Raw genomic sequence first — 26,123 nt, 5'->3', positions numbered from 1 at the left:
TTGCTGCAGCTTTTGATGTTTGAGTCTATTGGGATTTGAGCCGCTGGTAACGCACGGCTTCCGAGAACACATCGGAATTGGCCGGGTCGTCGAGATAACTGAAGACCCTGCTCATGTCGCTGTCCACCAGGACCCCATCGCCCTCCTCGCTCCGGTTCGGCTGGCCGCTGAGAATTTTCTGGCTGATGGCCTGGTTGATCTGTTCCATGTCCAGGTTGTAGACCACCAGTTCCTGCTTGTCGGTCAGCTCGAAACCAGCGATCACGAAATGCCCGCCATACCGGGCCGGTACCTTGGCCGACAGATACCAGCGGCTGCCGTGACGGGAAACGGTCAGGGGAATGGCTTCCCGCTCCTGGGGCCTGGCCCTGAAGTAGCTAATGGCCTGGTAGCGGTGCTTGTCAACTTTCGTCAGTTCAAGGTTCAGCGGCTCGCCCCAGGCATTGGTGCTGGTCCAGTGGCCGAGCAAGCCCTTGGGCGCGGCCTCAGCGTCGGGCAACGGAGCCTTGAAGGACACCAGGCAGCCGCTGAGCAGCAGCAACGACATGGCCATTACAACGGCACGCCAGGCTTTCATTGGAACTCCCTATGACTGGCGACTGGACCTTTGTGGCGAGGGGATGAATCCCCTCGCCACAAGGGACCATGTGTTTCAGACAGACGCCAATACCAAGTGCATGTAGCGGGTCAGAATGCCGAGCATGTCTTCACCGGCGACCGGCTCGGCGCCATTGAGCAAACCCTGATATTCCATCCGTCCGATAATCGCCGTCAACACTTTGGCATCCTGTTGCGGCTCACGAGAGCCCAACACCTGGAAAAACTGACACGTGCCATGCAACAGGATCTGCTGATGGGACCGCACCAGTTCCGCCAGGCGCGGGTTGAGCAGCGCCTCCTGACGGAAGGCCTGCTCAGCCATCAAGTAGTCGCGGCGACTGTCCAACTGATGCTGCACGTAGTCGACGGTCATCCGGGCAATGTCGTCGGCCAGTTGCGAACGGGATCCCGGGCTGCCGTCCCCGTACGCGACCATTTCCCGCAGCAAGCCTTCGTTGTTGGCCCACAGCTTGGCCATGAAAGCCGCGCTGCGCTCCACGTACTGGGCGAAGGTATCGGTGAGCAGGTCATCGATGTCCTTGAAGTAATAAGTAGTGGCCGACAACGGCACGCCTGCTTCGGCGGCCACTGCCCGGTGTCGCACAGCCCGCACGCCATCGCGCACCACAATGCGCATGGCCGCATCGAGAATCTCCTGGCGACGCTGCTCACTGCCCTGTCGGCTCGCCTTGCGGCCCTGGTACTGAACACTTTCAGCGACTGCAGTGGCGACGCCCGCTGCACCTTCTGGAGACATTGCACGATTCACGACAGGTCTTTCCTCGCTATTTCAAAAGTAACCAATTGATACGTTTGTACCAGACAGGCAATAAAAAACCGCCCTTCCAGGCGGTTTTTTAATTGAAACACTTACGCTTGAGGCCGCATGTGCGGGAAGAGAATCACATCCCGGATCGACGGTGAGTTGGTCAGCAACATCACCAGGCGATCGATGCCGATGCCTTCGCCGGCCGTGGGTGGCATGCCGTACTCGAGGGCACGCACGAAATCGGCATCGTAGTGCATGGCCTCGTCGTCACCGGCGTCCTTGTCGGCCACCTGGGCCATGAAGCGCTCGGCCTGGTCCTCGGCGTCATTGAGCTCGGAGTAGGCGTTGGCAATTTCACGGCCGCCGATGAACAACTCGAAACGGTCGGTCACGTTCGGGTTTTCGTCGTTGCGACGAGCCAGCGGCGACACCTCGAACGGGTATTGGGTAATGAAGTGCGGCTGCTCCAGCTTATGCTCCACCAGCTCTTCGAAAATCATCACCTGCAGCTTGCCCAGGCCTTCGAAGCCGAGCACTTTGGCACCGGCCTTCTTGGCGATGGCGCGGGCCTTGTCGATGTCGTTGAGGTCATCGGCGGTCAGTTCAGGGTTGTACTTGAGAATCGAGTCGAACACCGACAGACGCACGAACGGCTCACCGAAGTGGAACACCTTGTCGCCGTACGGCACGTCGGTAGTCCCGAGAACAAGCTGCGCCAGCTCGCGGAACAGCTCCTCGGTCAGGTCCATGTTGTCTTCGTAGTCGGCGTAGGCCTGGTAGAACTCGAGCATGGTGAACTCGGGGTTGTGCCGGGTCGAAACGCCTTCGTTACGGAAGTTGCGGTTGATCTCGAAAACCTTTTCAAACCCGCCAACCACCAGCCGCTTGAGGTACAGCTCCGGCGCGATGCGCAGGAACATTTCCATGTCCAGGGCGTTGTGGTGGGTTTCGAACGGTTTGGCCGCCGCACCGCCGGGAATGGTTTGCAGCATCGGCGTCTCGACTTCCAGGAAGTCGCGCTTCATCAGGAAGCTGCGGATGTGGGCGATCACCTGGGAGCGCACGCGGAACGTCTGGCGTACGTCCTCGTTGACGATCAGGTCGACGTAGCGCTGGCGATAGCGCTGCTCGGTGTCGGTCAGGCCGTGATGCTTGTCAGGCAACGGGCGCAGGGACTTGGTCAGCAGGCGCACACTGGTCATTTCAACATACAGGTCGCCCTTGCCGGAACGGGCCAGGGTGCCTTCGGCGGCGATGATGTCGCCCAGGTCCCAGGTCTTGACGGCGGCCAGGGTTTCTTCCGGCAGGGTCTTGCGGTTGACATAGACCTGGATGCGGCCAGTCATGTCCTGGATCACCAGGAACGAACCACGGTCGAGCATGATACGACCGGCAACCCTGACAGGAATCGCCGCCTCGGCCAGCTCTTCCTTGGTCTTGTCCGCGTACTTCTTCTGCAGGGCGTCGCAGTAGGCGTCGCGGCGGAAGTCGTTGGGGAAGGCCTGGCCCTTGTTGCGCTCGGCAGCAAGCTTTTCCTTGCGCAGGGCGATCAGGGAGTTTTCTTCCTGTTGCAGGGCTTGCGGGTCGAGTTCTAGGTCGCTCATGTCTTTATGGATTCCATCACAGGTTCGTTGCCCCCGGCCCCGGGGCCGGAGTTTGCCGGCGGGCCTCGCTTTCGCAAAAGCGTGCCCGCCCGCCGCATGGGTGTCGCGTTACAGCCCTTGTTTGAGGCTCGCTTCCAGATATTCGTCGATGTCGCCGTCCAGCACCTTGTCGCAGTCGCTGCGTTCGATGTTGGTGCGCAGGTCCTTGATGCGCGAGGCATCGAGCACATAGGAACGGATCTGGTGACCCCAACCGATGTCGGACTTGCTGTCTTCCAGGGCCTGGGACGCCGCGTTGCGCTTCTGGATCTCCTGCTCGTACAAGCGGGCCCGGAGCATTTTCATCGCGGTGTCTTTGTTGGCATGCTGGGACCGTTCGTTCTGGCAACTGACCACGGTGTTGGTCGGTACGTGGGTAATCCGTACCGCCGAGTCGGTGGTGTTGACGTGCTGACCACCGGCGCCCGAGGAACGGTAGGTATCGATGCGCAGGTCCGCCGGATTGATCTCGATTTCCACCTTGTCGTCGATCTCGGGGGAAACGAATACCGCCGAGAACGAGGTGTGGCGACGGTTGCCGGAGTCGAACGGGCTCTTGCGCACCAGGCGGTGCACGCCGATCTCGGTACGCAGCCAGCCAAAGGCGTATTCACCCTTGATATGTACGGTTGCGCCCTTGATCCCGGCGACTTCACCGGCCGACAACTCCATGATGGTCGCGTCGAAACCGCGTTTGTCGGCCCAGCGCAGGTACATGCGCAGCAGGATGTTGGCCCAGTCCTGGGCCTCGGTGCCGCCGGAACCGGCCTGGATGTCCAGGTAGGCGTTGTTCATGTCCATCTCGCCGCTGAACATGCGGCGGAATTCCAGCTTGGCCAGGGCCTCGTCGAGGCGTGTCAGCTCGGCGACCACGTCACCGACCGCGCCTTCGTCGTTTTCTTCGACAGCCATGTCCAGCAGGTCGCGGCAATCGGCCAGGCCACTGGACAACTCGTCCAGAGTCTCGACGATCAGCGCCAGCGCAGAACGCTCGCGACCCAGTTCCTGAGCGTACTCAGGCTTGTTCCAGACACTCGGATCTTCAAGCTCGCGATTGACTTCGGTCAGACGCTCATGCTTTTGATCGTAGTCAAAGATACCCCCGAATAGTTTCGGAGCGCTCGGACAGGTCCTTGATGGTGTTAAGGATCGGGTTGATTTCCATGGCGGGCAGCACTCGTTGGCGAACTTTTGAAAGCCGGCGAGTATAACGTAATCAAGCGCCGACGGCAGCCCGCCTGGCGGCTTGGGAGGGTAATGAGATTCAACACAGCCCCCACAGGCAACACAGACCTGTGGCGAGGGGATTTACTCGATGCCCACCCGGTTACGCCCATTGTGCTTGGCCATGTACAACCCCTTGTCCGCCGCCGAAATCAGTTGTCGGCTATCGCTGCCTTGCTGCGGGGTGACGGTGGAGACGCCGACGCTGACGGTCAGGCTCGCTCCCTCTTCGGGCACGGTATGGGGGATTTTCAGGGCGACCACGCTCTGGCGCAGTTTTTCGGCCATCAACCGGGCACCGCCAGGCGAGGTGCCGGGCAGCACCAGGGCGAACTCCTCGCCGCCGTAGCGGGCCGGCAGATCGGACGGGCGGCTGCAGGCTTCGCGGATCGCCGTGGCGACCTTGCGCAGGGCTTCGTCACCCTCCAGGTGGCCGAAGGTGTCGTTGTAGAACTTGAAGTAATCCACGTCGATCATCAACAACGACAGCTGGGACTGGTCCCGCATCGCCCGGCGCCACTCCAGTTCCAGGTATTCATCAAAGTGCCGGCGATTGGACAACCCGGTCAGGCCATCGGAGTTCATCAAGCGTTGCAGCACCAGGTTGGTGTCGAGCAGTTGCTGCTGGCTGACCCGCAGGGCGCGGTAGGCCGCGTCGCGCTGCAACAGCATCGTGTAGGACCGCGAGTGATAGCGGATACGCGCCACCAGCTCGATGTTGTCCGGCAACTTGACCAGGTAATCGTTCGCCCCGGCGGCAAACGCCGCGCTCTTGACCAGCGGGTCTTCCTTGGTGGACAGGACGATGATCGGAATGTCGCGGGTGGCCGGATGGTTGCGGTATTCGCGCACCAGGCTCAGGCCGTCGAGCCCGGGCATCACCAGATCCTGGAGAATCACCGTCGGCTTGATGCGAATCGCATGAGCGACGGCCTGGTGAGGGTCGGAGCAGAAGTGGAAATCGATGTTTTCTTCATTCGACAGCCCACGCCGAACCGCCTCGCCGATCATCGCCTGATCGTCGACGAGCAAGACCATGGCGGCATTTTCATCGCTCTTGAAATCGTCGAGCTGTAAGTCATTCATGGAGGCTCACCTGAGTGCGGCTTTGACCAGGACTGCTGAGGGTCGTCATCTTGAAAAAATCTCTATCAATCGTGGCGCTATATTGTCCAGCGCAAGAATTTGCGCAGCCGCGCCGAGGGCCGCCGCCGCTTTTGGCATGCCATATACAGCACTGCTCCGCTGGTCCTGGGCAATGGTCACATAGCCTTGCTGTCGCATGAGCTTGAGCCCCTGTGCACCGTCGCGGCCCATGCCGGTGAGCAAAATACCCACTGCGTCGCCATTCCAGAAGCTCGCGACGCTTTCAAAGAACACGTCGATGGAGGGCCGATAGATCTCGTTCACCGGTTCGGCCGTGTAGGCCAGGGTACCGTCCTTCAACAGACGCAAATGGTGGTTGGTGCCGGCGAGCAACACCGTGCCATTTTGTGGCGGTTCGCCGTGTTGTGCCAGGCGAACCTTGTGCCCCGACACACTGCTCAGCCATTCGGCCATACCTGCGGCAAACACCTCGTCCACATGCTGGACCAGCACAATGGCCGGGGCGAAGTGCAGCGGCAGGCCCTTGAGCAAGACCTCCAGCGCGGCCGGCCCACCCGCCGACGAGCCGATGGCCACCAGGCTCTTACGGGAAGCGGCGGGACGCGGCGCAGCCGGCGTCGCACGTGCGCGACTGGCGCGCTCACCGATCAGCCAGCCAATGTTGGTGATCTTGCGCAGCAACGGTGCCGCCGCGCCTTCGGGATTGCCCACGCCCAAGGCCGGCGTGTCGACCACGTCCAGTGCACCATGGCCCATGGCTTCGAACACCCGATGGACGTTCTGCTGGCTGTCACCGGTGACGATCACGATGGCGCAGGGCGTTTCGGCCATGATGCGTCGGGTGGCCTCCACACCATCCATGATCGGCATGAACAGGTCCATCAGAATCAGGTCCGGGGTGTATTCGGCGCAGCGCTGTACCGCTTCGGCCCCGTTGGCGGCGACCCAGACCACCTGATGCGCCGGCTCGAACGCCAGCGCGCGGCGCAGGGCCTCGACCGCCAGGGGCATGTCATTGACGATGGCGATTTTCAAGCGCGAGCGCCTCCGATGAGTTCGACCACGGCATCGAGCAAGGCGTCGTCATGAAAACTCGCCTTCGCCAGATAATAGTCGGCTCCGGCGTCCAGGCCACGGCGGCGATCTTCCTCACGGTCCTTGTAGGACACCACCATCACCGGCAGCGATTGCAAGCGGCTGTCGCGGCGCAACAGCGACACCAGTTCGATACCGTCCATGCGCGGCATGTCGATGTCGGTGATCAACAAGTCGAAATCCTCCGAACGCAACGCGTTCCAACCATCCATGCCGTCTACCGCCACCGCGACGTCATAACCCCGATTGAGCAGCAGCTTGCGCTGCAACTCACGCACGGTCAGGGAGTCATCCACCACCAGGATCCGCTTGCGCGGAGCCTGGGCCTGACTCTGGCGGGCGATGCGCTCCAGGCGTCCGGTATCGAGCAGTTTGTCCACCGAGCGCAGAAGGTCTTCGACGTCGACGATCAACACCACCGAGCCGTCGTCCAGCAAGGCCCCGGCGGATATGTCCTGGATCTTGCCCAAGCGCTCGTCCAGCGGCAGGACCACCAGGGTCCTTTCGCCGATGAAGCGTTCCACCGCCACGCCGTAGATCGCCTCGCGCTCGCGAATAACCACCACCTTGAGGTGCTGGCCACTGTCCTGGGTTGCCGGACGATTGAGCAACTGGCTGGCCGCAACCAGCCCGACATGCCGGTCTTCATGCCAGAAGTGCTGGCGCCCCTCGACCTGCACGATGTCCTCCGGCGCCAGGTCGCACATGCGCTCGATATGGGCCAGGGGAAAGGCGTAGGCCTCATCGCCGACGGCTACCACCAGACTGCGGACCACCGAAAGCGTCAGCGGTACCTCCAGGTGGAAGCGACTGCCTTCGCCCGCCGTCTGCTCCAAAGTCACCGCGCCGCGCAATTGCCGGACCATGTGCTGGACCGCATCCAGGCCGACACCGCGCCCGGACACTTCGGTGACCGTGTCCCGCAGGCTGAAGCCAGGCAGGAACAGGAACGTCAGCAGCTCCTCTTCACTCAGGCTGGCGGCGGTCTGTTCGGGAGACAGCCCGCGCTCGACGACGCTGCGCCGCACGCGCTCGAGGTCCACGCCCGCGCCATCGTCCGCCAGTTCCAACACCAGCAGGCCGGCCTGATGGGAGGCGCGCAGGCGGATCAGGCCCTCGGCGGGCTTGCCGGCCAGCAGTCGCTGCTCCGGGGGTTCGATGCCGTGGTCCACGGCGTTGCGCAGCAGATGGGTCAGCGGCGCTTCGAGTTTTTCCAGCACATCACGGTCAACCTGAGTTTTCTCGCCCTCGATCTCCAGGCGCACCTGTTTGCCCAGGCTGCGGCCCAAATCACGCACCATCCGCGCCTGGCCCGACAGCACATCCGCGAAAGGCCGCATGCGACAGGCCAGCGCCGTGTCGTACAGCACCTGCGCCCGTTGGCTGGCCTGCCAGGCGAACTCGTCCAGCTCGGCGGTTTTCTGCGCCAGCAACTGCTGGGTTTCAGCCAGCAGGCGGCGGGCATCGCCAAGCGCTTCCTGGGCCTGCAGGCTCAAGGCGTGGTCCTTGAGGTGGACGTTCAATTCTTCCAGGGCGCGCAAACCATTGCTCTGTTGGCGCTTGAGCCGTTGCATCGTTGCCAGCCAAGGCTTGAGGCGCTGGGTCTCTACCAGGGATTTGCTCGACAGATCCAACAGGCTGTTGAGCCGTTCTGCAGTGACCCGCAGCACCCGTTCGCCGCCTTCGGTGACCCGCTTGCCCTTGGGGCGCGCCGGCGCGACCGGCTCCGGCGGTTCGACGGGTACCGGCTCGGCAGGTATCTCGATCATCGGCGGCGTCGCGATCGGTGCCGGTGGCGCGGCGGGATCCAGCAAGCGCCCCATCAGCGCCACGTAGCCATCGACGTCCGCCACGCCGACGCTGCTGCCCGGCGTGGCGATGCGCGTCAACAGATCGGTTCCTTGCAACAAGGCGTCGATGTGTTCGGCGCTCAGGACCAGGCGACGCTCCTGGGCACTCACCAGGCAATCCTCCATGACGTGAGCCACGCTGACCCCGGCGTCCACGCCGACGATCCGCGCCGCCCCCTTGAGGGAATGGGCCGCGCGCATGCACGACTCAAGAGAGTCAGCCTGGGTGGGATCACGCTCCAAGGCCAGCAGGCCGGCGCTCAACACTTGGGTCTGGGCCTCGGCCTCCAGACTGAACAGCTCCAGCAACGAGGCGTCGCGCATCTGATCAGGGGTCATGACAGGCTCCGGGTCACGGCGGACAGTAACTGTTGCTCATCCAGCCAGCGCAGGCTGCGCCCTTTGTAATGCAATACGCCACGGGTGTATTTGCCGCCGGACTGCGAAGCAGCCGCCAGGAGGCGTTCGTCGATGGCATGAATGCCGTCCACTTCGTCCACCGGCACCACCACCGGTCCGCCCTGGGCGGCGACGATCAACATGCGCGGCATGACCCGCCCGCCGGCTGTCGTTGCCGCACCGGGCTCCAGTCCCAGCAGCTCGACCAGCGACAGGCAGGCCACCAGCGCCCCGCGCACATTCGCCACCCCCAGCAGTGCACGGGAACGCTGGTGCGGCAATGAATGGATCGGTTGCAACGGCGCCACTTCCACCAGACTGCGGGTGGTCAGGGCCAGCCACTCTTCGCCCAACCGGAACATCAGCAGCGAGCGCGTCGCTACATCAATGTCCACCGAGGCATGGGCCAGATCCCGGTCGTCCTGCTGCAGGGCATAGCGATCCAGCAAGCGGGTGGCCGCGGCCGAATACACCGAACAGTTGCGACAGTGGATATGCTCGGCCAGCAACGGGCAGGATTTGTCGCCATGCACGCCGATGCGGTTCCAGCAGTCGTCGATTGCCTGGGCGTCGTCATGGATGACGTTATGGAAAGCCGAACCGCTCATCATTTACGCTCACTGTCAGCCAAGCGTCCGCTGCGGGCGGCGCGTTCCTGCAATCGACGGGCCCCGGCCGCGTCTCCCTGGGAAGCCAGCAACGCCGCCAGGTGCACCAGGGCCTCGGCGTGTTGCGGCTCAAGATAAAGCGCCTTGCGATAGAAACCCTGGGCCTCGAGCGCACTGCCGGCCATGTCGCTGAGCAAGCCCAGCCAATAGAACACCTGGGCGCTGGGCGCGTGGCTGCGCAGGTATTGCTCGCAGGCCGCACGGGCCTCGGCGCTGTTGCCGCCGTTGGCCAGGGCGGCGATGTTGGCCAGCAAGGTGGTGGCGTCACTGCTTTCCGGTTCGACAATCGGCGTCACGCTCGTCATGAACGGGCGGGGCCGAACCGCAGGTGGAACGCCACGGGGCGGTGTCTGGCGAATCGGCAACGGCGTGGGTATCAGGGCTGGCAATGGTTGAGGATCCGCAGCGCCCTGGCGGCTGAAGGCAAACGACTGGGCGGCCCCGATCGAGCGCATGCCCAGCCGCCCGAGCAAACTGCCTTCGGCGGGGCCGATGAACAACACGCCGTCCTGGTGGGTCAGGCGCTTGAGCACCTCGAACACCAGTCGCTGGGTCGGCTGGTCGAAATAGATCAGCAAGTTGCGACAGAACACAAAATCGTAGGGTGCTTCGTTCGCCAGCAGAGCCGGATCCAGCAGGTTACCCACTTGCAGGCGTACCTGTTCGCGCACACGCTCGCTGAGGCGGTAACCCTCGCCGTCGAGGGTGAAATGTCGCTCGCGAAAACCGAGGTCTGCGCCACGGAACGAATTCCTGCCATAACATGCGCCTCTGGCTCGCTCTATCGACAAGGGACTGATGTCCAGCCCGTCGACCTTGAACTGATGGGGCTCCAGGCCTGCATCGAGCAAGGCCATGGCGATGGAGTAAGGTTCTTCGCCGGTAGAGCACGGCAGACTGAGGACACGCAGGGCGCGCAGGTGCCTGATGTCGGCCAGGCGCTTGACGGCAAGCCTGGCGAGGGTCGCGAAGGACTCCGGGTAGCGGAAGAACCAGGTCTCCGGGACAATCACCGCTTCGATCAGCGCTTGCTGCTCCTGGGTCGATGCCTGCAGGCTGTGCCAATACTCATCGGCGGTTCGCCCAGGTACAGCGATGATGCGCTGGCGCACGGCTCGCTCGATGATGGCGGTGCCGACGGAGGTGACATCCAGACCGATGCGCTCCTTTAGAAAGTCGAAAAAACGCTGGTCGCCGTTCATGGCAGTGCCTCAAAGCCATCAAGGTTCAACGGCGACGCGGGAAACAGCACGGCGCGGACCGATTCATCAAGCAGATCATTGACCCGCACCCATTGCAGCAGCCCCTGGGCATCTTCGCGCACCGGGCCCAGGTAGGGCGCCTGTCGGTTATCCAGGCCATAAGGCTGGAACTCCAGCGGATCGCAGCGCAACGTGTCGGTGGCCTGTTCCAGGATCAACCCCAGCACCTGCCCCGGCAATTGCTCGTCGGGACGGTAATGCACCAGCACCAGACGCGTACTGGTACGGGCCTCGGCATGTTGGCCGAAGGCCAGGCTGCACAGATCGATCACCGGCACCACTGTCCCGCGCCAGGCGAACACTCCCGCCACCCACGCCGGAGCCCGGGCGATCGGTTTGAGAGGCAGGCGCGGCAGCACTTCAACCACGTCGGTGGCCTGCAGGGCATAGCGCTCGTTGCCGATGCAAAACATCAGGAACAGGATTTGACGGGCCGCCGGCGCGGCTCCACGCCTGGCCTCGAATTCGCCCATCAGACTTTGAAACGCGAGACGCCGCCACGCAGCCCCACGGCTACCTGACTCAGCTCGTCGATGGCAGAACTGGCCTGACGCAAGGACTCCACGGTCTGGCTACTGGCATCGCCCAGTTGCACCAGAGCGTGGTTGATCTGTTCGGCCCCGGTGGCCTGCGCCTGCATGCCCTCGTTGACCATCAGCACCCGCGGCGCCAGCGCCTGGACCTGATGGATGATTTGCGACAGTTGCTCACCGACCTGCTGCACCTCGGCCATGCCACGGCGTACCTCTTCGGAGAACTTGTCCATGCCCATCACACCGGCGGACACGGCGGACTGGATTTCGCGCACCATCTGCTCGATGTCATAGGTGGCTACCGCCGTCTGGTCGGCCAGGCGGCGTACCTCGGTGGCGACCACGGCGAAACCACGACCGTACTCGCCCGCCTTTTCAGCTTCGATGGCGGCGTTGAGGGATAGCAGGTTGGTCTGGTCGGCTACCTTGACGATGGTGACCACCACCTGGTTGATGTTGCCAGCCTTCTCGTTGAGGATCGCCAGCTTGGCATTCACCAGGTTGGCGGCGCCCATTACCGAATGCATGGTGTCTTCCATGCGCGCCAGGCCTTGTTGACCGGAACCGGCGGCCACCGAGGCCTGGTCGGCGGCGGTGGAGACTTCAGTCATGGTGCGCACCAGATCGCGAGAGGTCGCCGCGATCTCGCGAGAGGTGGCGCCGATCTCCGTGGTAGTGGCGGCGGTTTCCGTGGCCGTGGCCTGTTGCTGGCGGGAGGTGGCGGCGATCTCGGTCACCGAGGTGGTGACTTGCACCGACGAGCGCTGAGCCTGGGACACCAGGGAGGTCAGCTCGGTCATCATGTCGTTGAATCCGGTTTCCACCGCGCCAAACTCATCTTTGCGCGCCAGGTTCAGGCGTCCACTCAAGTCGCCGCTGCGCATGACTTCGAGAATTTCCACGATGCGATTCATCGGCGCCATGATTGCGCGCATCAGCAACAGCCCGCAGAGAACGGCAACGACTATCGCGACGAGAAACGACAGGCCCATGGCGACCTTGGCCGCCGTAACGGCGTCGTCTATGGTGCCGGTGGCCTGTTCCGCCAGTTCCCGATTGCGCTCGATAATATGATTCAGGTGCGTGCGCCCACCGATCCAGGCAGGCGCCAGCTCTTTGTCCAGCGCCTGTCGCGCACCTTCGTAATCCTTGCGCTGATAGAGGTCGAGGACTTTCGCCATCGCCTGGTTGAACGCCTGGTGATTGGTTTCGAACTCATCCAGAGAGGCCTGGTCGGCCGGGTTCTGGATCAGCTTTTGATAGTTCTGTATTTCTTCACGCAGATGCTGTTCGAAGCCCTTGTAGTGGGCGTTGTCCTCGGCGGTGATTTCCCGGTTTCCCGAAAGGCCGACGATCTGTTGGGTGAGGACGTAGCTGTCGACCCAGCCGCCGCGGATCATGGAACTGTAATAGACCCCTGGCACCGCATCGGTACGTACCCGCTCTTCACTGTCCTGGATCTTCAACAACCGCGAATACGAGACGACCACCATCAGTAGCATGATGGCGATGATCACCGCAAAACTCGCCAGGATGCGTTGGCGCAACGTCCAGTTCTTCACAGTAAAACCTCGGAGGGACTTCGAAATGTTGGGGAGTATAGCCGAGGGGCGTGGTGTACTGATGTTGGATGCCAACCACTGTAGGAGCGGGCAAGCCCTGATGCCAGTCAGTCAAGCCACAAACCTGTGGGAGCAAAGCTTGCTCGCGATTGCGGTAAGTCAGTCAGCAGCAATGTTGACTGTTCTGTCGTTATCGCGAGCAAGCTTTGCTCCCACAGGTTTGCGCTCCCACAGGAGCATGGTGTTTGTCAGGCGTTATCTACAAGGAAGCCCGTCGCACCTGATTCTCCAGCTCGACCTTCAACCCCGGCTCCAGCTTGAGCTGTCGCGCCAGCTCATCGAGGTAGGACTTTTCCATGAAGTTTTCCTCGTCCACCAGCATCACGCTGGCGATGTACATTTCCGCGGCCATTTCCGGAGTGCTGGCGGCGCGGGCGACGTCGGTGGGGTCCAGAGGCTTGTTGAGCTCGGCATGCAGCCAGTGTCGCAGCTCCTGGTCGTTGTCGAGCTTGGTGAGTTCGCCTTCGATCAACTGCCGCTCACGCTCATCCACATGACCATCAGCCTTGGCCGCTGCGACCAACGCCTTGAGGATGGCCTGGCTGTGCTGCTCGACCTGTGCCGGTGGGATCCGGTCCAGGGTCCGGGGTTCCGTTTGCGGCGCGCGGCCCTGCTGGGCCTGCCAGTTGCCATAGGCTTTGTAGGCGATAACGCCCAGCGCGGCGAGACCGCCGTAGAGCGCAACCTTGCCGCCCGTCTTGCGGACTCTTTTGTTACCCAGCAGCAACCCCATGGCGCCTGCCGCCAGTGCACCACCGCCAGCGCCGGAAAGCAGGCTGCCAAGCCCGCCGGTCTGCTTGTTCTGCGCGCCGCCCGCCTTGTTCTGCAACAGGTCCTGACCGGACTTGAGTAACTGATCGAGCAATCCACGGGTATTCATTTCGCTGCCTCCCTGTGTTCGGGTAACCGAATGGGCAAGGCCACCAGCCTAAATCGAAAGTATTCAAAGTCGTCGGCGAGATTGCTTCGAGATGTTGCTTGCCCTTTCAACCGCTCCCGCTACCCTTCAGAAAAAACGATATACACTGCAAAACATCGACAAAAACAGCCTACCGGGTATTCACCCATGATGACCTTGCGTCAGATCCGCCATTTCATCGCCGTGGCCGAGACCGGCTCGATTTCCGCCGCTGCGCAAGCCGCATTCATTTCCCAGTCCACCTTGACCCTGGCCATCCAGCAACTGGAGCAGGAGATCGGCGTCAGCCTGTTCAACCGCCATGCCAAGGGCATGACCCTGACCCATCAGGGCCATCAGTTCCTGCGCCAGGCCCACCTGATCCTCGCCACCGTAGACAACGCCAAGCGCAGCCTGCAGCAAAGCACCGACCAGATCGCCGGCCATCTGACCGTCGGCGTCACCAGCCTGGTCGCCGGCTACTACCTGGCCGATCTGCTGACCCGCTTCCAGCGCGCCTACCCGAATGTGGTGATCCGCGTGATGGAGGACGAACGGCCCTATATCGAGCATCTGCTAGTCAGCGGGGAAATCGATGTCGGCGTGCTCATTCTGTCCAACCTCGAAGATCGCCATGCCTTGCAGACCGAAGTGTTGACCCATTCTCCTCACCGCTTGTGGCTGCCGCCCCGGCACCCGTTGCTGGAACACGACAGCATCAACCTGGCGGACGTCGCCAGTGAGCCACTGATCCAGCTGAACGTCGATGAAATGGAACGCAACGCCCAGCGCCTGTGGCGTGGTGCCAGCCTGCAACCGAAGATCACGCTGCGCACCGCCTCGACCGAAGCGGTGCGCAGCCTGGTAGCGGCGGGACTGGGCGTGTCGATCCAACCGGACATGACGTACCGCCCCTGGTCACTGGAGGGCGACATCATCGAAGCGCGTCCGATCGCCGACCTCAACCAGACCCTCGACGTCGGGCTGGCCTGGCGCCGCGGCACGTCACGACCGGCATTGGTCGATCCTTTCCTGACCGTCGCCAGGGAGCAGCCCCACGGCGGGCGTAAGCCATCTATTTAATCGAATGCATACTTGAGTATTTAGAATTTGTCGGCCTGGAGGCTGCGCACTAGTCTTGCTGAATCCTCCGGGCCATTTAATAAGAGAAAATCAAACATGGCTGGCACACCAACCCCACTGTGCACCGCATTGCTGATCGATGGGGAGCTCGTTTCCGGCGAGGGATTTGTCGAGCCGATACTCAATCCGGCCACCGGCGGAGTACTGGCCTCTATCGCCGAGGCCAGCATCGAGCAGGTCGAGGCAGCGGTCCTGGCCGCCCACCAAGCCTTCGACGGATGGTCGCGCACCACCCCGCAACAACGCTCGAACCTGCTGCTGGAGATCGCCAGCGCGATCGAAAAGCATGCCGATCACCTGGCCCGTCTCGAATCGCTGAACTGCGGCAAGCCATTGCACCTGGCGCGGCAGGACGACCTCAGTGCCACAGTGGATGTGTTCCGTTTCTTCGCCGGCGCCGTGCGCTGCCAGACCGGCCAGCTCAGCGGTGAGTACCTGCCCGGCTACACCAGCATGGTGCGCCGCGACCCCATCGGCGTGATCACGTCCATTGCGCCGTGGAATTACCCAATCATGATGGCCGCGTGGAAAATCGCCCCGGCCCTGGCCGCCGGCAACACCCTGGTGTTCAAACCCTCGGAGCATACGCCGCTGTCGATCCTGGCCCTGGCGCCGCTGCTGGCCGGGATCCTGCCCCGGGGCGTCATCAACGTCATCTGCGGAGGCGGCGAAGGGGTTGGCAGCCATCTGGTCAGCCATCCCAAGGTGCGCATGGTCTCGCTGACCGGCGATATCGTCACCGGCCAGAAAATCCTCCAGGCCGCGGCGAAAACCCTCAAGCGCACGCACCTGGAGCTGGGAGGCAAGGCACCGGTGATCGTCTGCAACGACGCCGACATCCAGGCGGTGGTCGATGGCGTGCGCACCTACGGCTATTACAACGCAGGCCAGGATTGCACCGCGGCCTGCCGGATCTACGCTCAGGGCGCCATTCACGATCGACTGGTGGCCGAACTCGGCACGGCGGTCAGCAGCCTGCGCTTTGCCGGCAAGCGCGACGCCGACAACGAAATCGGTCCCTTGATCAGCACCCGCCAGCGCGACCGTGTCGCCAGTTTCGTCGAACGCGCACTCGCCCAGCCGCACATCGAGCGCATCACCGGCGCGGCGGTGCATTCCGGTGCCGGCTTCTATTACCAGCCGACCTTGCTGGCCGGCTGCAAGCAAAGCGATGAAATCGTCCAGCGCGAGGTGTTCGGCCCGGTGGTCACCGTGACCCGCTTCGACGAACTCCCCCAGGCGGTGGATTGGGCCAACGATTCCGAATACGGCCTGGCGTCCTCGGTATGGACCCAGAACCTGGACAAGGCGATGCAAGTGGCGGCGCGCCTGCAATACGGCTGCACCTGGATCAACAGCCACTTCATGCTGGTCAGCGAGATGCCCCACGGCGGCCTGAAGCGCTCGGGCTACGGGAAAGACTTGTCCTGTGACTCGCTCCAGGACTACAGCGTGGTGCGCCACATCATGGCCCGTCACGGGCGGGAGTTGTAAGCAGCAAGCTACAAGTTGTAGGTGACCGCCGTTTCTTGCAGCTTCCAGCTTGAGACTTGCGGCTAATCCAAAACAATTAAAGCAAGAGGGATTCCCATGTACGCGCACAACACCGTATTGCTCAGTGCAATCACCCTGGCGATGCTGACCAGCCTCAGCGTCCAGGCCGCCGAACCGCTCAAGACCGTTGGCAAGGGTGAAGGCCAATTGGATATCGTGGCCTGGCCGGGTTATATCGAGCGAGGCGAAAGCGACAAGGCCTACGATTGGGTGACCGGTTTCGAGAAGGAAACCGGCTGCAAGGTCAATGTGAAAACCGCCGCGACCTCCGACGAAATGGTCAGCCTGATGAGCAAGGGTGGCTACGACCTGGTCACGGCCTCGGGCGATGCTTCGTTACGACTGATCGCCGGCAAGCGGGTGCAACCAATCAACACCGCATTGATCCCCAACTGGAAGAACCTTGATCCGCGTCTCAAGGACGCGCCGTGGTACGTGGTCAACCAGAAAACCTACGGCACGCCGTATCAATGGGGGCCGAACGTGCTGATGTACAACACCGACGTATTCAAACAGGCCCCTACCAGTTGGAGCGTGTTGTTCAGCCCCCAGGCCCTGCCCGACGGCAAGCCGAACAAGGGCCGCGTGCAGGCCTACGACGGACCGATCTACATCGCCGATGCGGCGCTGTACCTCAAGACTGCCAAGCCCGAGCTGGGCATCAAGGATCCGTATCAACTCGACGAAGCCCAATACAAGGCCGTGCTGGAGCTACTGCGGGCCCAGCAACCGTTGATCCATCGCTACTGGCATGACACCACCGTGCAGATGAGTGACTTCAAGAACGAAGGCGTGGTGGCGTCCGGTGCCTGGCCATACCAGGTCAATGGCCTGATCAACGAAAAACAACCGATCGCCTCGACCATTCCGAAAGAAGGCGCCACCGGCTGGGCCGACACCACCATGCTCCACGCCGAGGCCAAGCACCCCAACTGCGCCTACAAATGGATGGACTGGTCGCTGCAACCGAAGGTCCAGGGTGACGTGGCAGCATGGTTCGGCTCCTTGCCGGCAGTGCCCGCGGCGTGCCAGGGCAGCGAGCTGCTGGGGGCTGAAGGTTGCAAGACCAACGGCTTCGACCAGTTCGACAAGATCGCCTTCTGGAAAACCCCACAGGCCGAGGGCGGCAAGTTCGTGCCGTACAGCCGCTGGACCCAGGATTACATCGCGATCATGGGCGGGCGGTAGGGCTGATCGGGCGGTGTAAAAACTACAGATAAATACTGTCGTTGTGGCGAGGGGATTTATCCCCGCGCCACAGGTTCGGTGCCCGTCATCATTAATGATTCAACAGCAGCAGTTGCGCTTATGGAGCACCGCACCATGACACTCGCAGTCCAGTTCACCCAGGTTTCCCGTCAATTCGGCGAGGTGAAGGCCGTTGACCGGGTCTCCATCGACATCGAGGACGGCGAGTTCTTTTCCATGCTGGGCCCCTCCGGGTCGGGCAAGACCACCTGTCTGCGGCTGATTGCCGGTTTCGAACAGCCGAGCGCCGGTTCGATCCGCATTCATGGCGAGGAGGCCGCCGGGCTGCCACCCTATCAACGGGACGTCAATACGGTATTCCAGGACTACGCCCTCTTCCCCCACATGAACGTACGCGACAACGTGGCCTACGGCCTGAAAGTCAAAGGCGTCGCCAAGGCCGAGCGAATCAAGCGTGCCGACGAAGCGCTGGAGATGGTAGCCCTGGGCGGCTATGGCGAACGCAAACCGGCGCAGCTCTCCGGCGGCCAGCGTCAGCGTGTAGCCCTGGCCCGTGCGTTGGTCAATCGCCCGCGGGTGTTGCTGCTGGATGAACCCCTTGGCGCCCTCGACCTGAAGCTGCGCGAACAGATGCAAGGCGAATTGAAGAAACTGCAGCGCCAGTTGGGCATCACGTTCATTTTCGTTACCCATGACCAGACCGAGGCCTTGTCGATGTCCGACCGGGTGGCGGTATTCAACATGGGCCGCATTGAACAAGTGGATACACCGCGCAACCTGTACATGAAACCGGCGACCACCTTCGTCGCGGAATTTGTCGGCACCTCCAACGTGATTCGCGGCGAACTGGCGCGACAGCTGAGCGGTTATCCACAGCCGTTTTCGATCCGCCCGGAACACGTGCGTTTCGCCGAGGGCCCGTTGAGCGGCCATGAAATCGAAGTCCAAGGGCTGCTTCACGACATTCAATACCAGGGCAGCGCCACTCGCTACGAGCTGAAACTGGAAAACGGCCAGATCCTGAACCTCAGTCAGGCCAACACTCAGTGGGCCGACAGCAGCGCTCAGCACCAGACCGGCCAGCAGCTCAGGGTCCGCTGGGCCCGCGAGGCGATGATTACCCTGCACGACACTGTCGGCGGCGAGGCCTGAGATGAATACACTGGCTCTCCCCCGGACACCTGCACCGGGTTCGCTGCGACGGTTTTCCAACCTGCTGTACCGACGGCCCAACCTGTACCTGTCGATGCTGCTGGTACCGCCGCTGATCTGGTTCGGCGCGATCTACCTGGGCTCGCTGCTGACCTTGCTGTGGCAAGGCTTCTACACCTTCGACGATTTCACCATGGCGGTCACGCCGGACCTGACCCTGGCGAATTTCGCGGCACTGTTCCAACCCTCGAACTTCGACATCATCCTGCGCACCGTGACCATGGCCATCGCGGTGTCCATCGCCAGCGCCGTCGTCGCGTTCCCCATCGCCTATTACATGGCGCGCTACACCAGCGGCAAGACCAAGGCGTTTTTCTACATCGCGGTAATGCTGCCCATGTGGGCCAGCTACATCGTCAAGGCCTATGCCTGGACATTGTTGCTGGCCAAAGGCGGCGTGGCGCAGTGGTTCATTCAGCACCTGGGCCTGGGGCCGGTGTTGCAGTTCGTGCTGGAAATCCCCGGCGTCGGCGGCAGCACGCTGTCCACTTCGCACCTGGGACGCTTCCTGGTGTTTGTCTATATCTGGCTGCCGTTCATGATCCTGCCGATCCAGGCGTCCCTGGAGCGCCTGCCGCCCTCGCTGCTGCAAGCCTCGGCGGACCTGGGTGCCAAGCCACGCCAGACGTTCATGCAAGTGGTCCTGCCGCTGTCGGTCCCGGGCATCGCCGCCGGTTCGATCTTCACGTTCTCGCTGACCCTGGGGGATTTCATCGTGCCCCAGCTGGTGGGCCCGCCGGGATACTTCGTCGGCAGCATGGTCTACGCCCAGCAAGGCGCCATCGGCAACATGCCCATGGCCGCAGCCTTCACGCTGGTGCCCATCGTGCTGATCGCCATTTACCTGTCTATCGTCAAGCGCCTGGGGGCTTTCGATGCACTCTGATTCTTCATCCCGGGCGTCATGGGGTTTGCGCATCGCGGCTTGGGGGGGACTGGTGTTCCTGCACTTCCCGATCCTGATCATCTTCCTCTATGCCTTCAATACCGAGGACGCCGCGTTCAGCTTCCCGCCCAAGGGCTTGACCCTGAAATGGTTCAGCGTGGCTTTCGCCCGTCCTGATGTACTGGAGGCGATCAAGCTGTCGTTGCAGATCGCGAGCATCGCCACCCTGATCGCCATGGTACTCGGCACGTTGGCCTCGGCGGCGCTGTACCGCCGCGACTTCTTCGGCAAGCAGGGAATATCCCTGATGCTGATCCTGCCCATTGCCCTGCCGGGGATCATCACCGGCATTGCACTTCTGGCCACGTTCAAGACCCTGGGAATCGAGCCGGGCATGTTCACCATCGTCGTCGGCCACGCCACTTTCTGTGTAGTGATCGTCTACAACAACGTCATCGCCCGGTTGCGCCGTACCTCCCACAGCCTGATCGAGGCCTCGATGGACCTGGGGGCCGATGGCTGGCAGACCTTCCGCTACATCATCCTGCCCAATCTCGGCTCGGCACTGCTGGCCGGCGGCATGTTGGCGTTCGCGCTGTCGTTCGACGAAATCATTGTCACCACCTTCACTGCCGGCCACGAACGTACCCTGCCGCTCTGGCTGCTCAACCAACTCAGCCGCCCCCGCGACGTGCCGGTGACCAACGTCGTCGCCATGCTGGTGATGATCGTCACCATGCTGCCGATATTGGGCGCCTACTACCTGACCCGTGGGGGTGAGAGCGTGGCGGGGAGCGGGGGGAAATAACTCAGGCATGAACAGCGATGCCCCCCTGTGGGAGCGAGCCTGCTCGCGAAAGCGGTGCTCCAGTCAGTGCAAGGGTTGCCTGGTGGAACACCTTCGCGAGCAGGCTCGCTCCCACAAAAAACAACAACTTGAGAGGACATGGACATGCAAACCAAACTGCTGATCAACGGTCGCCTGGTGAACGGCGAAGGTCCCGGACAGGCCGTGTTCAATCCGGCACTGGGTCGGGTGCTGGTGGAAATCAACGAAGCCAGCGAGGCCCAGGTCGATGCCGCCGTGCGCGCTGCCGCTGATGCCTTCGACAGTTGGTCGCAGATCCCGCCCAAGGACCGCTCCCTGCTGCTGCTCAAACTGGCCGACGCCATTGAAGCCCATGGCGAAGAACTGGCGAAGCTGGAGTCGGACAACTGTGGCAAACCCCTGGGCGCCGCCCTGAACGATGAGATCCCGGCCATTGCCGATGTGTTCCGTTTCTTTGCCGGCGCCAGTCGCTGCATGAACGGCTCGGCGGGGGGCGAATACCTGCCGGGGCATACTTCGATGATCCGCCGCGACCCGGTGGGCGTTATTGCCTCCATCGCACCCTGGAACTATCCGCTGATGATGGTTGCCTGGAAAATCGCCCCGGCCCTGGCCGCGGGTAATACCGTTGTACTCAAGCCCTCGGAACAGACGCCCCTGACGGCGTTGCGCCTGGCGGAACTGGCAGCAGACATTTTCCCGGCCGGGGTACTCAACGTGGTGTTCGGTCGTGGGCAGACCGTCGGCCAGCCGCTGATCACTCACCCGAAAGTGCGCATGGTGTCGCTCACCGGCTCCATCGCCACCGGCTCGCACATCATTTCCAGCACCGCCGACAGCGTCAAACGCACGCATATGGAACTGGGCGGCAAGGCCCCGGTGATCATCTTCGACGACGCCGACATCGACGCCGCCGTGGAAGGCATCCGCACTTTCGGTTTCTACAATGCCGGCCAGGATTGCACCGCGGCCTGCCGCATCTATGCCCAGCAAGGCATCTACGACCAGTTCGTCGAAAAACTCGGCGCTGCGGTGGGCAGCATCAAGTACGGCCTGCAGACCGCACCGGACACCGAGATGGGCCCGCTGATCACCGCCCAGCATCGAGACCGCGTGGCCGGGCTCGTCGAACGCGCCATCGCCCAGCCACATATCCGTTTGATCACCGGTGGCAAAGCCGTGGACGGCAACGGGTTCTTCTTCGAACCGACGGTACTGGCCGATGCCCAGCAGGACGATGAGATCGTGCGCCGGGAGGTCTTCGGCCCGGTGGTGTCCGTCACCCCGTTCCTCGATGAAGCGCAGGTACTGGACTGGGCCAACGATTCTGACTATGGCCTGGCCTCATCGGTATGGACCCGCGACGTCGGCCGCGCCCATCGCCTGTCGGCGCGCCTGCAATACGGCTGCACCTGGGTGAATACCCACTTCATGCTCGTCAGCGAAATGCCCCACGGCGGTCAGAAACATTCCGGGTATGGCAAGGACATGTCCATGTATGGGCTGGAGGACTACACGGTGGTGCGGCATGTGATGTTCAAGCATTAAATGCAATAAGTATCTGGAAACACATGCGCACGGCCCCCCGCCTTCGTCTTGCTAAGGTTTTCGTCAACCGGTGCACCCTCGCTGGTTGACGGAAATCCTGGCAGGCCCTGGAGTTGTCTACAACGTATACACCCAAGGGTATCTCTCCATGGTCTCGCCTGTTTTGTCGTTTGGCGTCTCCCCGGCTGCGGCCGTCCTTCAGCCGTTCCGGATGTTCGAGAACTGGTGCTGACACGCTACCCATTCGTTGCACCTTACCGGGTCGTACAAGGTCAATTGCAGATCTTGCGCATATTGCACCAGCGCACAGAACGTCCCCGGGACTGGTCGATGGAATAAGCAGTGACTCTGCCCAGACCGATCCAGTACGACAACCGGCTCAAAACCGCGAAACACTCCTCATCGCATCCACCAGGTAACGCATGGCGATCCGGTCGTTTTCCGACAGCTCGCGGTAGCGCTCCACCAATCGCAGTTCCTCCAGGCTAAGGCGCCGCGTCCGGCGCACGTTGTGCAGGCATGGGAAGAGCCCCAGCATTTCAGCAATGCCCTGTAGTTTCGTCATGAACGGTGTCCTTGTGTACGTCGAATTGATTCCCGGAGCCTGCCGGGCTCGCGGACGGAACCCCTTTGCCAAGCTAAAGAATAGGGGCGATTCACACAGCGAGGAGGCAGTTTTAGAGTAATTAGTCAAAAAAATGCAGATACCCCGGAGAAAAAAGAAATATCTGTAAGGAAATTTAACCAAGCCACGCTTTCCTTTTCTCAGCCGTCGACGTATCCCCTATGATTTTGCGCCTCGGTGAACCGATCCGGCTCTCAGGCATCTGTTCTGGTGGCTTGTGCGGTTAATTTGAGTATTCGAGTTAGCCACACAGGCCACCTCCGTCGCGTTTGGCCAAAGGCATGTCCGAACTCCTTTATCAGTTGTATCAGTCTCTGTTGCCAGGAGCGGCTGGGGATTGTTTCGAGAAAGGTTGTATTTATGCATCGCAGGAACCTGCTCAAGGCCTCCATGGCTTTCGCCGCCTATACCGGGCTTTCGGCTTCGGGCCTCATGGCGGCACGGGCCTGGGCCGCCGATCGGACGGCAGACGGCGAAGCCCTCCCCTTCGACTTCAAGAACCTGAAAGACCAGGCCAAGCGGCTGGCCGGGCAACGTTACGTCGATACCAAGCAAGTCTTGCCGGAAACATTGGCGATGATGTCGCCCCTGCAGTTCAACGCTATCCGGTATGACGCCAACCATTCGCTGTGGAATGAGCTGGATGGCCAACTGGACGTACAGTTTTTCCACGTCGGCATGGGTTTCAAGCAGCCGGTGCGCATGCACAGTGTCAATCCGAAGACCCGCCTGGCCCGTGAAGTGCATTTCCGCCCGGAGTTGTTCAACTACGAGAAAACCACGGTCAACACCGCGCAACTGACGGGTGACCTGGGGTTCTCCGGGTTCCGGGCCTTCAAGGCGCCGGAGCTGGACCGGCACGACATCGTTTCGTTTCTGGGCGCCAGTTATTTCCGCGCCGTGGACGCCAGCGGCCAGTACGGCCTCTCGGCCCGTGGATTGGCAATCGATACGTATGCCAAACACCGCGAGGAGTTTCCGGACTTCACTCAGTTCTGGTTCGAAACCCCGGACAAGAACAGCACCCGTTTCGTGGTCTATGCACTGCTCGACTCCCCCAGCGCCACCGGCGCTTATCGTTTTGACATCGATTGCCAGCCCACCCGGGTCGTGATGGAAGTCGACGCCCACATCAACGCTCGGACCGCCATCGAACAACTCGGCATTGCGCCGATGACCAGCATGTTCAGTTGCGGCACCGTCGAACGGCGCATGTGCGACACCATTCACCCGCAGATCCACGACTCCGACCGACTGGCCATGTGGCGCGGCAATGGCGAATGGGTCTGCCGTCCGCTGAACAATCCAGCCACCCTGCAATTCAACGCTTTTGCCGACAACAACCCGAAAGGCTTCGGCCTGGTGCAGACCGACCATAGCTTCGAGAGCTACCAGGATACCGTGGACTGGTACAGCAAGCGTCCAAGCCTATGGGTCGAGCCGACAACAGCCTGGGGCGAAGGCTCTGTGGATCTGCTGGAAATTCCTACCACCGGCGAAACCCTGGATAACATCGTCGCGTTCTGGTCGCCAAAAAAACCGGTTGCAGCCGGTGATTCACTGAACTACGGCTACAAACTCTACTGGAGCGCCCTGCCACCGGTGAGCACCGAGCTGGCACAGGTCCATGCGAGCCGTTCAGGCATGGGTGGGTTCATCGAAGGCTGGGCACCGGGCGAGCATTACCCCACCGTCTGGGCGCGACGCTTTGCCGTGGACTTCAGTGGCGGCGGTATCGACCAGTTGCCCCCTGGGACCGGTATCGAACCGGTGGTGACTTGCTCCCATGGCGAGGTGAAGGACTTCAACGTGTTGGTGGTGGATGCGATCAAGGGCTATCGCATTACCTTCGACTGGTACCCGACCGATGACCGGGTGGACCCGGTGGAGATGCGCCTGTTCATTCGCAGCAAGGACCGGACCCTGAGCGAGACCTGGCTTTACCAGTACTTCCCGCCGGCGCCGGATAAGCGCAAGTATCCCTGATAGTTATTGGTCGTCCGGGCTGGCCCCATCGCGAGCAGGCTCGCTCCCACACAGTGATCTCATTGCATAGGAATTCCTTGTGGGAGCGAGCCTGCTCGCGATGAGGCCAGTGCAAGCAGAGAAAATTTCAACCAAAGAAAAGCCCCGGCCTGAACGACCGGGGCTTTGTTTTTTGCAGAAACAGTCAGTCCCGCAGATCCGACTCATGAATCGGCTGGTCCCGATGGGTCGCACGCTGATACTGCGCCGGCCAGACTGCCTTGCGCCCACCCAGGTCATCATCGGCATGCAGCGCCCAGTACGGATCGCGCAACAACTCGCGGGCCAGGAAAATGATGTCGGCCTGGCAGGTTCGCAGAATGTGCTCGGCCTGGGCTGGCTCGGTGATCATGCCGACGGTGCCGGTGGCGATTTCCGACTCCTTGCGCACCCGTTCGGCAAAACGCGTCTGGTAACCCGGACCGGTAGGGATCTCCGCATTCGCCGCGGTACCGCCCGATGACACATCGATCAGATCGACCCCCAACGCCCTGAATCGCCGCGCCAGCTCGACGGTTTCATCGGGATTCCAGCCATCCTCGACCCAATCGGTGGCCGAGACACGCACGAACACCGGCAACTCCTCAGGCCATACGGCCCTGACCGCTTCGGTGACCTGCAGCACCAGCCGGATACGGTTTTCGAACGAACCACCATATTGATCGCGCCGCTGATTGCTCAGCGGAGACAGGAACTGATGCAGCAGATAGCCATGGGCCGCGTGGACCTCGACCACCTTGAAACCGGCCGTCAAGGCCCGTTTGGCGGCATCCACGAACGCCTGGATGACACCATTGATCTGTCCTTCGTCCAGTTGGGACGGCTGCGTGTGCTGCGGGTCGAAGGCAATCGGCGAGGGACCGACCGGCACCCAGCCGCCATCCGCAGGCTTCACGCTGCCATGCTTGCCCAACCAGGGCCGCCAGGTACTGGCCTTGCGCCCGGCGTGGGCCAACTGAATGCCCGGCACAGAGCCCTGGGCGGTGATGAAGCGGGTGATGCGTTGCAGCGGCTCGATCTGTTCATCGTTCCACAACCCCAGGTCCTGGGCGGTAATGCGGCCGTCGGCGGTGACAGCGGTGGCTTCGGTGAATACCAGGCCGGCGCCGCCCACGGCACGGCTGCCGAGGTGCACCAGATGCCAGTCGTTGGCCAGGCCATCGACACTCGAATACTGGCACATCGGTGATACCGCGATGCGGTTGGGCAGGGTCAATTGGCGTACGGTATAGGGTTCAAGCAGCAGACTCATGGGGCACCTCTTCGAATCAGTGGGCAGGCTCCAGGTTCTGTTTGAAAAGTCGACGAGTGACAAAAGGTGCAGCACCCGCCCCCGCGGGCAAAGAAAAAGGACAAGACGTCACAAGGGCTATCAACCAGTGTTTAGAGCCTAGTCGACAACCTGGGATAAGGCAGGGTTTC

General features: G+C 62.0%; 22 protein-coding genes and 1 pseudogene. 9 read left to right on the top strand and 14 right to left on the bottom strand.

Annotated elements, in window-relative coordinates; translation table 11 throughout:
- Window positions 1-25 precede the first annotated feature (25 nt).
- The 12 genes from AD665_RS15375 to AD665_RS15320 all read right to left on the bottom strand — a co-directional run bounded on the left by AD665_RS15375 (window position 26) and on the right by AD665_RS15320 (window position 13,652).
- Window positions 26-577, bottom strand: a complete 552-nt coding sequence (locus tag AD665_RS15375; RefSeq protein WP_024778976.1) for a hypothetical protein — start codon at window positions 575-577, stop codon at window positions 26-28.
- A gap of 75 nt (window positions 578-652) precedes the next feature.
- Window positions 653-1,357, bottom strand: a complete 705-nt coding sequence (locus AD665_RS15370; protein ID WP_033034556.1) for a TetR/AcrR family transcriptional regulator — start codon at window positions 1,355-1,357, stop codon at window positions 653-655.
- A gap of 113 nt (window positions 1,358-1,470) precedes the next feature.
- Window positions 1,471-2,973 carry a lysine--tRNA ligase gene (gene lysS, locus AD665_RS15365; RefSeq protein ID WP_024778974.1) on the bottom strand — a complete coding sequence of 501 codons (1,503 nt, stop codon included), beginning with the start codon at window positions 2,971-2,973 and terminating at the stop codon, window positions 1,471-1,473.
- 108 nt (window positions 2,974-3,081) lie between these two features.
- Window positions 3,082-4,177, bottom strand: a protein-coding gene (prfB, locus tag AD665_RS15360) for a peptide chain release factor 2 (protein ID WP_122319494.1) whose coding sequence is annotated in 2 segments (ribosomal slippage) — window positions 3,082-4,104 and window positions 4,106-4,177 — 1,095 coding nt in all. Because the reading frame shifts where the segments join, the coding sequence is not laid out codon by codon here.
- Window positions 4,178-4,320: 143 nt separating this feature from the next.
- Window positions 4,321-5,322 carry a response regulator gene (locus AD665_RS15355; protein ID WP_024778972.1) on the bottom strand — a complete coding sequence of 334 codons (1,002 nt, stop codon included), beginning with the start codon at window positions 5,320-5,322 and terminating at the stop codon, window positions 4,321-4,323.
- A 45-nt stretch (window positions 5,323-5,367) separates the two neighbouring features.
- Window positions 5,368-6,378: a chemotaxis response regulator protein-glutamate methylesterase gene (gene cheB / locus AD665_RS15350; RefSeq protein ID WP_024778971.1), complete on the bottom strand. Its 1,011-nt coding sequence runs from the start codon at window positions 6,376-6,378 to the stop codon at window positions 5,368-5,370.
- Entirely contained in the window at window positions 6,375-8,627 is a 2,253-nt protein-coding gene (locus tag AD665_RS15345; protein WP_053192689.1) for a hybrid sensor histidine kinase/response regulator, read from the bottom strand. The genes cheB and AD665_RS15345 overlap by 4 nt, the downstream gene beginning before the upstream one ends.
- Window positions 8,624-9,295 (bottom strand): chemotaxis protein CheW, encoded by a 672-nt coding sequence (locus tag AD665_RS15340; RefSeq protein WP_053192687.1) that lies wholly within the window; start codon window positions 9,293-9,295, stop codon window positions 8,624-8,626. The genes AD665_RS15345 and AD665_RS15340 overlap by 4 nt, the downstream gene beginning before the upstream one ends.
- Window positions 9,295-10,557, bottom strand: coding sequence for a CheR family methyltransferase (locus tag AD665_RS15335; RefSeq protein ID WP_053192685.1), 1,263 nt, complete (start codon window positions 10,555-10,557; stop codon window positions 9,295-9,297). The genes AD665_RS15340 and AD665_RS15335 overlap by 1 nt, the downstream gene beginning before the upstream one ends.
- Window positions 10,554-11,090 (bottom strand): chemotaxis protein CheW, encoded by a 537-nt coding sequence (locus AD665_RS15330; RefSeq protein ID WP_053192683.1) that lies wholly within the window; start codon window positions 11,088-11,090, stop codon window positions 10,554-10,556. The genes AD665_RS15335 and AD665_RS15330 overlap by 4 nt, the downstream gene beginning before the upstream one ends.
- Window positions 11,090-12,712 (bottom strand): methyl-accepting chemotaxis protein, encoded by a 1,623-nt coding sequence (locus AD665_RS15325; RefSeq protein WP_024778966.1) that lies wholly within the window; start codon window positions 12,710-12,712, stop codon window positions 11,090-11,092. The genes AD665_RS15330 and AD665_RS15325 overlap by 1 nt, the downstream gene beginning before the upstream one ends.
- Window positions 12,713-12,971: 259 nt before the next feature.
- Complete coding sequence (locus AD665_RS15320; protein ID WP_053192681.1) at window positions 12,972-13,652, bottom strand: tellurite resistance TerB family protein; 681 nt, start codon at window positions 13,650-13,652, stop codon at window positions 12,972-12,974.
- Window positions 13,653-13,838: 186 nt separating this feature from the next.
- Here AD665_RS15320 and AD665_RS15315 point away from each other — a divergent pair, with 186 nt between their 5' ends.
- From AD665_RS15315 to AD665_RS27870, 8 genes and pseudogenes are all read left to right on the top strand, one after another.
- Window positions 13,839-14,753, top strand: coding sequence for a LysR family transcriptional regulator (locus tag AD665_RS15315; protein WP_024778964.1), 915 nt, complete (start codon window positions 13,839-13,841; stop codon window positions 14,751-14,753).
- 96 nt (window positions 14,754-14,849) lie between these two features.
- Entirely contained in the window at window positions 14,850-16,307 is a 1,458-nt protein-coding gene (locus AD665_RS15310) for a gamma-aminobutyraldehyde dehydrogenase (RefSeq protein WP_053192678.1), read from the top strand.
- Window positions 16,308-16,403: 96 nt separating this feature from the next.
- Window positions 16,404-17,555 (top strand): putative ABC transporter substrate-binding protein YdcS, encoded by a 1,152-nt coding sequence (ydcS, locus tag AD665_RS15305; protein ID WP_024778962.1) that lies wholly within the window; start codon window positions 16,404-16,406, stop codon window positions 17,553-17,555.
- A 135-nt stretch (window positions 17,556-17,690) separates the two neighbouring features.
- Window positions 17,691-18,728, top strand: a complete 1,038-nt coding sequence (locus tag AD665_RS15300; RefSeq protein WP_024778961.1) for an ABC transporter ATP-binding protein — start codon at window positions 17,691-17,693, stop codon at window positions 18,726-18,728.
- A gap of 1 nt (window position 18,729) precedes the next feature.
- On the top strand, window positions 18,730-19,674 hold the full coding sequence (locus AD665_RS15295; protein WP_024778960.1) for an ABC transporter permease: 945 nt from the start codon (window positions 18,730-18,732) through the stop codon (window positions 19,672-19,674).
- Window positions 19,664-20,482, top strand: a complete 819-nt coding sequence (locus AD665_RS15290; protein ID WP_024778959.1) for an ABC transporter permease — start codon at window positions 19,664-19,666, stop codon at window positions 20,480-20,482. Before AD665_RS15295 ends, AD665_RS15290 begins: the two co-directional genes overlap by 11 nt.
- Before the next feature lie 144 nt (window positions 20,483-20,626).
- Entirely contained in the window at window positions 20,627-22,051 is a 1,425-nt protein-coding gene (locus AD665_RS15285; protein WP_024778958.1) for a gamma-aminobutyraldehyde dehydrogenase, read from the top strand.
- A gap of 174 nt (window positions 22,052-22,225) precedes the next feature.
- Window positions 22,226-22,390, top strand: a pseudogene (locus AD665_RS27870) (type II toxin-antitoxin system RelE/ParE family toxin); the annotation flags it as partial.
- Between the two features lie 40 nt (window positions 22,391-22,430).
- On the opposite strand, the gene AD665_RS15280 reads toward AD665_RS27870, so the two are convergent.
- Window positions 22,431-22,616: a hypothetical protein gene (locus AD665_RS15280; RefSeq protein ID WP_024778957.1), complete on the bottom strand. Its 186-nt coding sequence runs from the start codon at window positions 22,614-22,616 to the stop codon at window positions 22,431-22,433.
- A 420-nt stretch (window positions 22,617-23,036) separates the two neighbouring features.
- Between AD665_RS15280 and AD665_RS15275 the strand changes: the two genes are divergently transcribed.
- The gene (locus AD665_RS15275; RefSeq protein ID WP_024778956.1) at window positions 23,037-24,662 is read left to right on the top strand and encodes a glucan biosynthesis protein D; all 1,626 of its coding nucleotides are present in this window, start codon (window positions 23,037-23,039) and stop codon (window positions 24,660-24,662) included.
- Between the two features lie 184 nt (window positions 24,663-24,846).
- On the opposite strand, the gene AD665_RS15270 is transcribed toward AD665_RS15275, so the two are convergent.
- Window positions 24,847-25,953: an NADH:flavin oxidoreductase/NADH oxidase gene (locus AD665_RS15270; protein ID WP_024778955.1), complete on the bottom strand. Its 1,107-nt coding sequence runs from the start codon at window positions 25,951-25,953 to the stop codon at window positions 24,847-24,849.
- Between the last annotated feature and the right edge of the window lie 170 nt (window positions 25,954-26,123).

Source organism: Pseudomonas corrugata, from assembly GCF_001269905.1.
In the GTDB taxonomy this organism is placed as follows: Bacteria; Pseudomonadota; Gammaproteobacteria; order Pseudomonadales; family Pseudomonadaceae; genus Aquipseudomonas; species Aquipseudomonas corrugata.
This window is presented reverse-complemented; position numbering and strand designations above follow the sequence as displayed.

Coding starts and splice junctions, on each gene's coding strand:
- AD665_RS15375 (WP_024778976.1), bottom strand. CDS start 577: ATGAAAGCCTGGCGTGCCGTTGTAATGGCCATGTCGTTGCTGCTGCTC.
- AD665_RS15370 (WP_033034556.1), bottom strand. CDS start 1,357: ATGTCTCCAGAAGGTGCAGCGGGCGTCGCCACTGCAGTCGCTGAAAGT.
- lysS (WP_024778974.1), bottom strand. CDS start 2,973: ATGAGCGACCTAGAACTCGACCCGCAAGCCCTGCAACAGGAAGAAAAC.
- AD665_RS15355 (WP_024778972.1), bottom strand. CDS start 5,322: ATGAATGACTTACAGCTCGACGATTTCAAGAGCGATGAAAATGCCGCC.
- AD665_RS15345 (WP_053192689.1), bottom strand. CDS start 8,627: ATGACCCCTGATCAGATGCGCGACGCCTCGTTGCTGGAGCTGTTCAGT.
- AD665_RS15340 (WP_053192687.1), bottom strand. CDS start 9,295: ATGAGCGGTTCGGCTTTCCATAACGTCATCCATGACGACGCCCAGGCA.
- AD665_RS15335 (WP_053192685.1), bottom strand. CDS start 10,557: ATGAACGGCGACCAGCGTTTTTTCGACTTTCTAAAGGAGCGCATCGGT.
- AD665_RS15330 (WP_053192683.1), bottom strand. CDS start 11,090: ATGGGCGAATTCGAGGCCAGGCGTGGAGCCGCGCCGGCGGCCCGTCAA.
- AD665_RS15320 (WP_053192681.1), bottom strand. CDS start 13,652: ATGAATACCCGTGGATTGCTCGATCAGTTACTCAAGTCCGGTCAGGAC.
- AD665_RS15315 (WP_024778964.1), top strand. CDS start 13,839: ATGATGACCTTGCGTCAGATCCGCCATTTCATCGCCGTGGCCGAGACC.
- AD665_RS15310 (WP_053192678.1), top strand. CDS start 14,850: ATGGCTGGCACACCAACCCCACTGTGCACCGCATTGCTGATCGATGGG.
- ydcS (WP_024778962.1), top strand. CDS start 16,404: ATGTACGCGCACAACACCGTATTGCTCAGTGCAATCACCCTGGCGATG.
- AD665_RS15300 (WP_024778961.1), top strand. CDS start 17,691: ATGACACTCGCAGTCCAGTTCACCCAGGTTTCCCGTCAATTCGGCGAG.
- AD665_RS15295 (WP_024778960.1), top strand. CDS start 18,730: ATGAATACACTGGCTCTCCCCCGGACACCTGCACCGGGTTCGCTGCGA.
- AD665_RS15290 (WP_024778959.1), top strand. CDS start 19,664: ATGCACTCTGATTCTTCATCCCGGGCGTCATGGGGTTTGCGCATCGCG.
- AD665_RS15285 (WP_024778958.1), top strand. CDS start 20,627: ATGCAAACCAAACTGCTGATCAACGGTCGCCTGGTGAACGGCGAAGGT.
- AD665_RS15280 (WP_024778957.1), bottom strand. CDS start 22,616: ATGACGAAACTACAGGGCATTGCTGAAATGCTGGGGCTCTTCCCATGC.
- AD665_RS15275 (WP_024778956.1), top strand. CDS start 23,037: ATGCATCGCAGGAACCTGCTCAAGGCCTCCATGGCTTTCGCCGCCTAT.
- AD665_RS15270 (WP_024778955.1), bottom strand. CDS start 25,953: ATGAGTCTGCTGCTTGAACCCTATACCGTACGCCAATTGACCCTGCCC.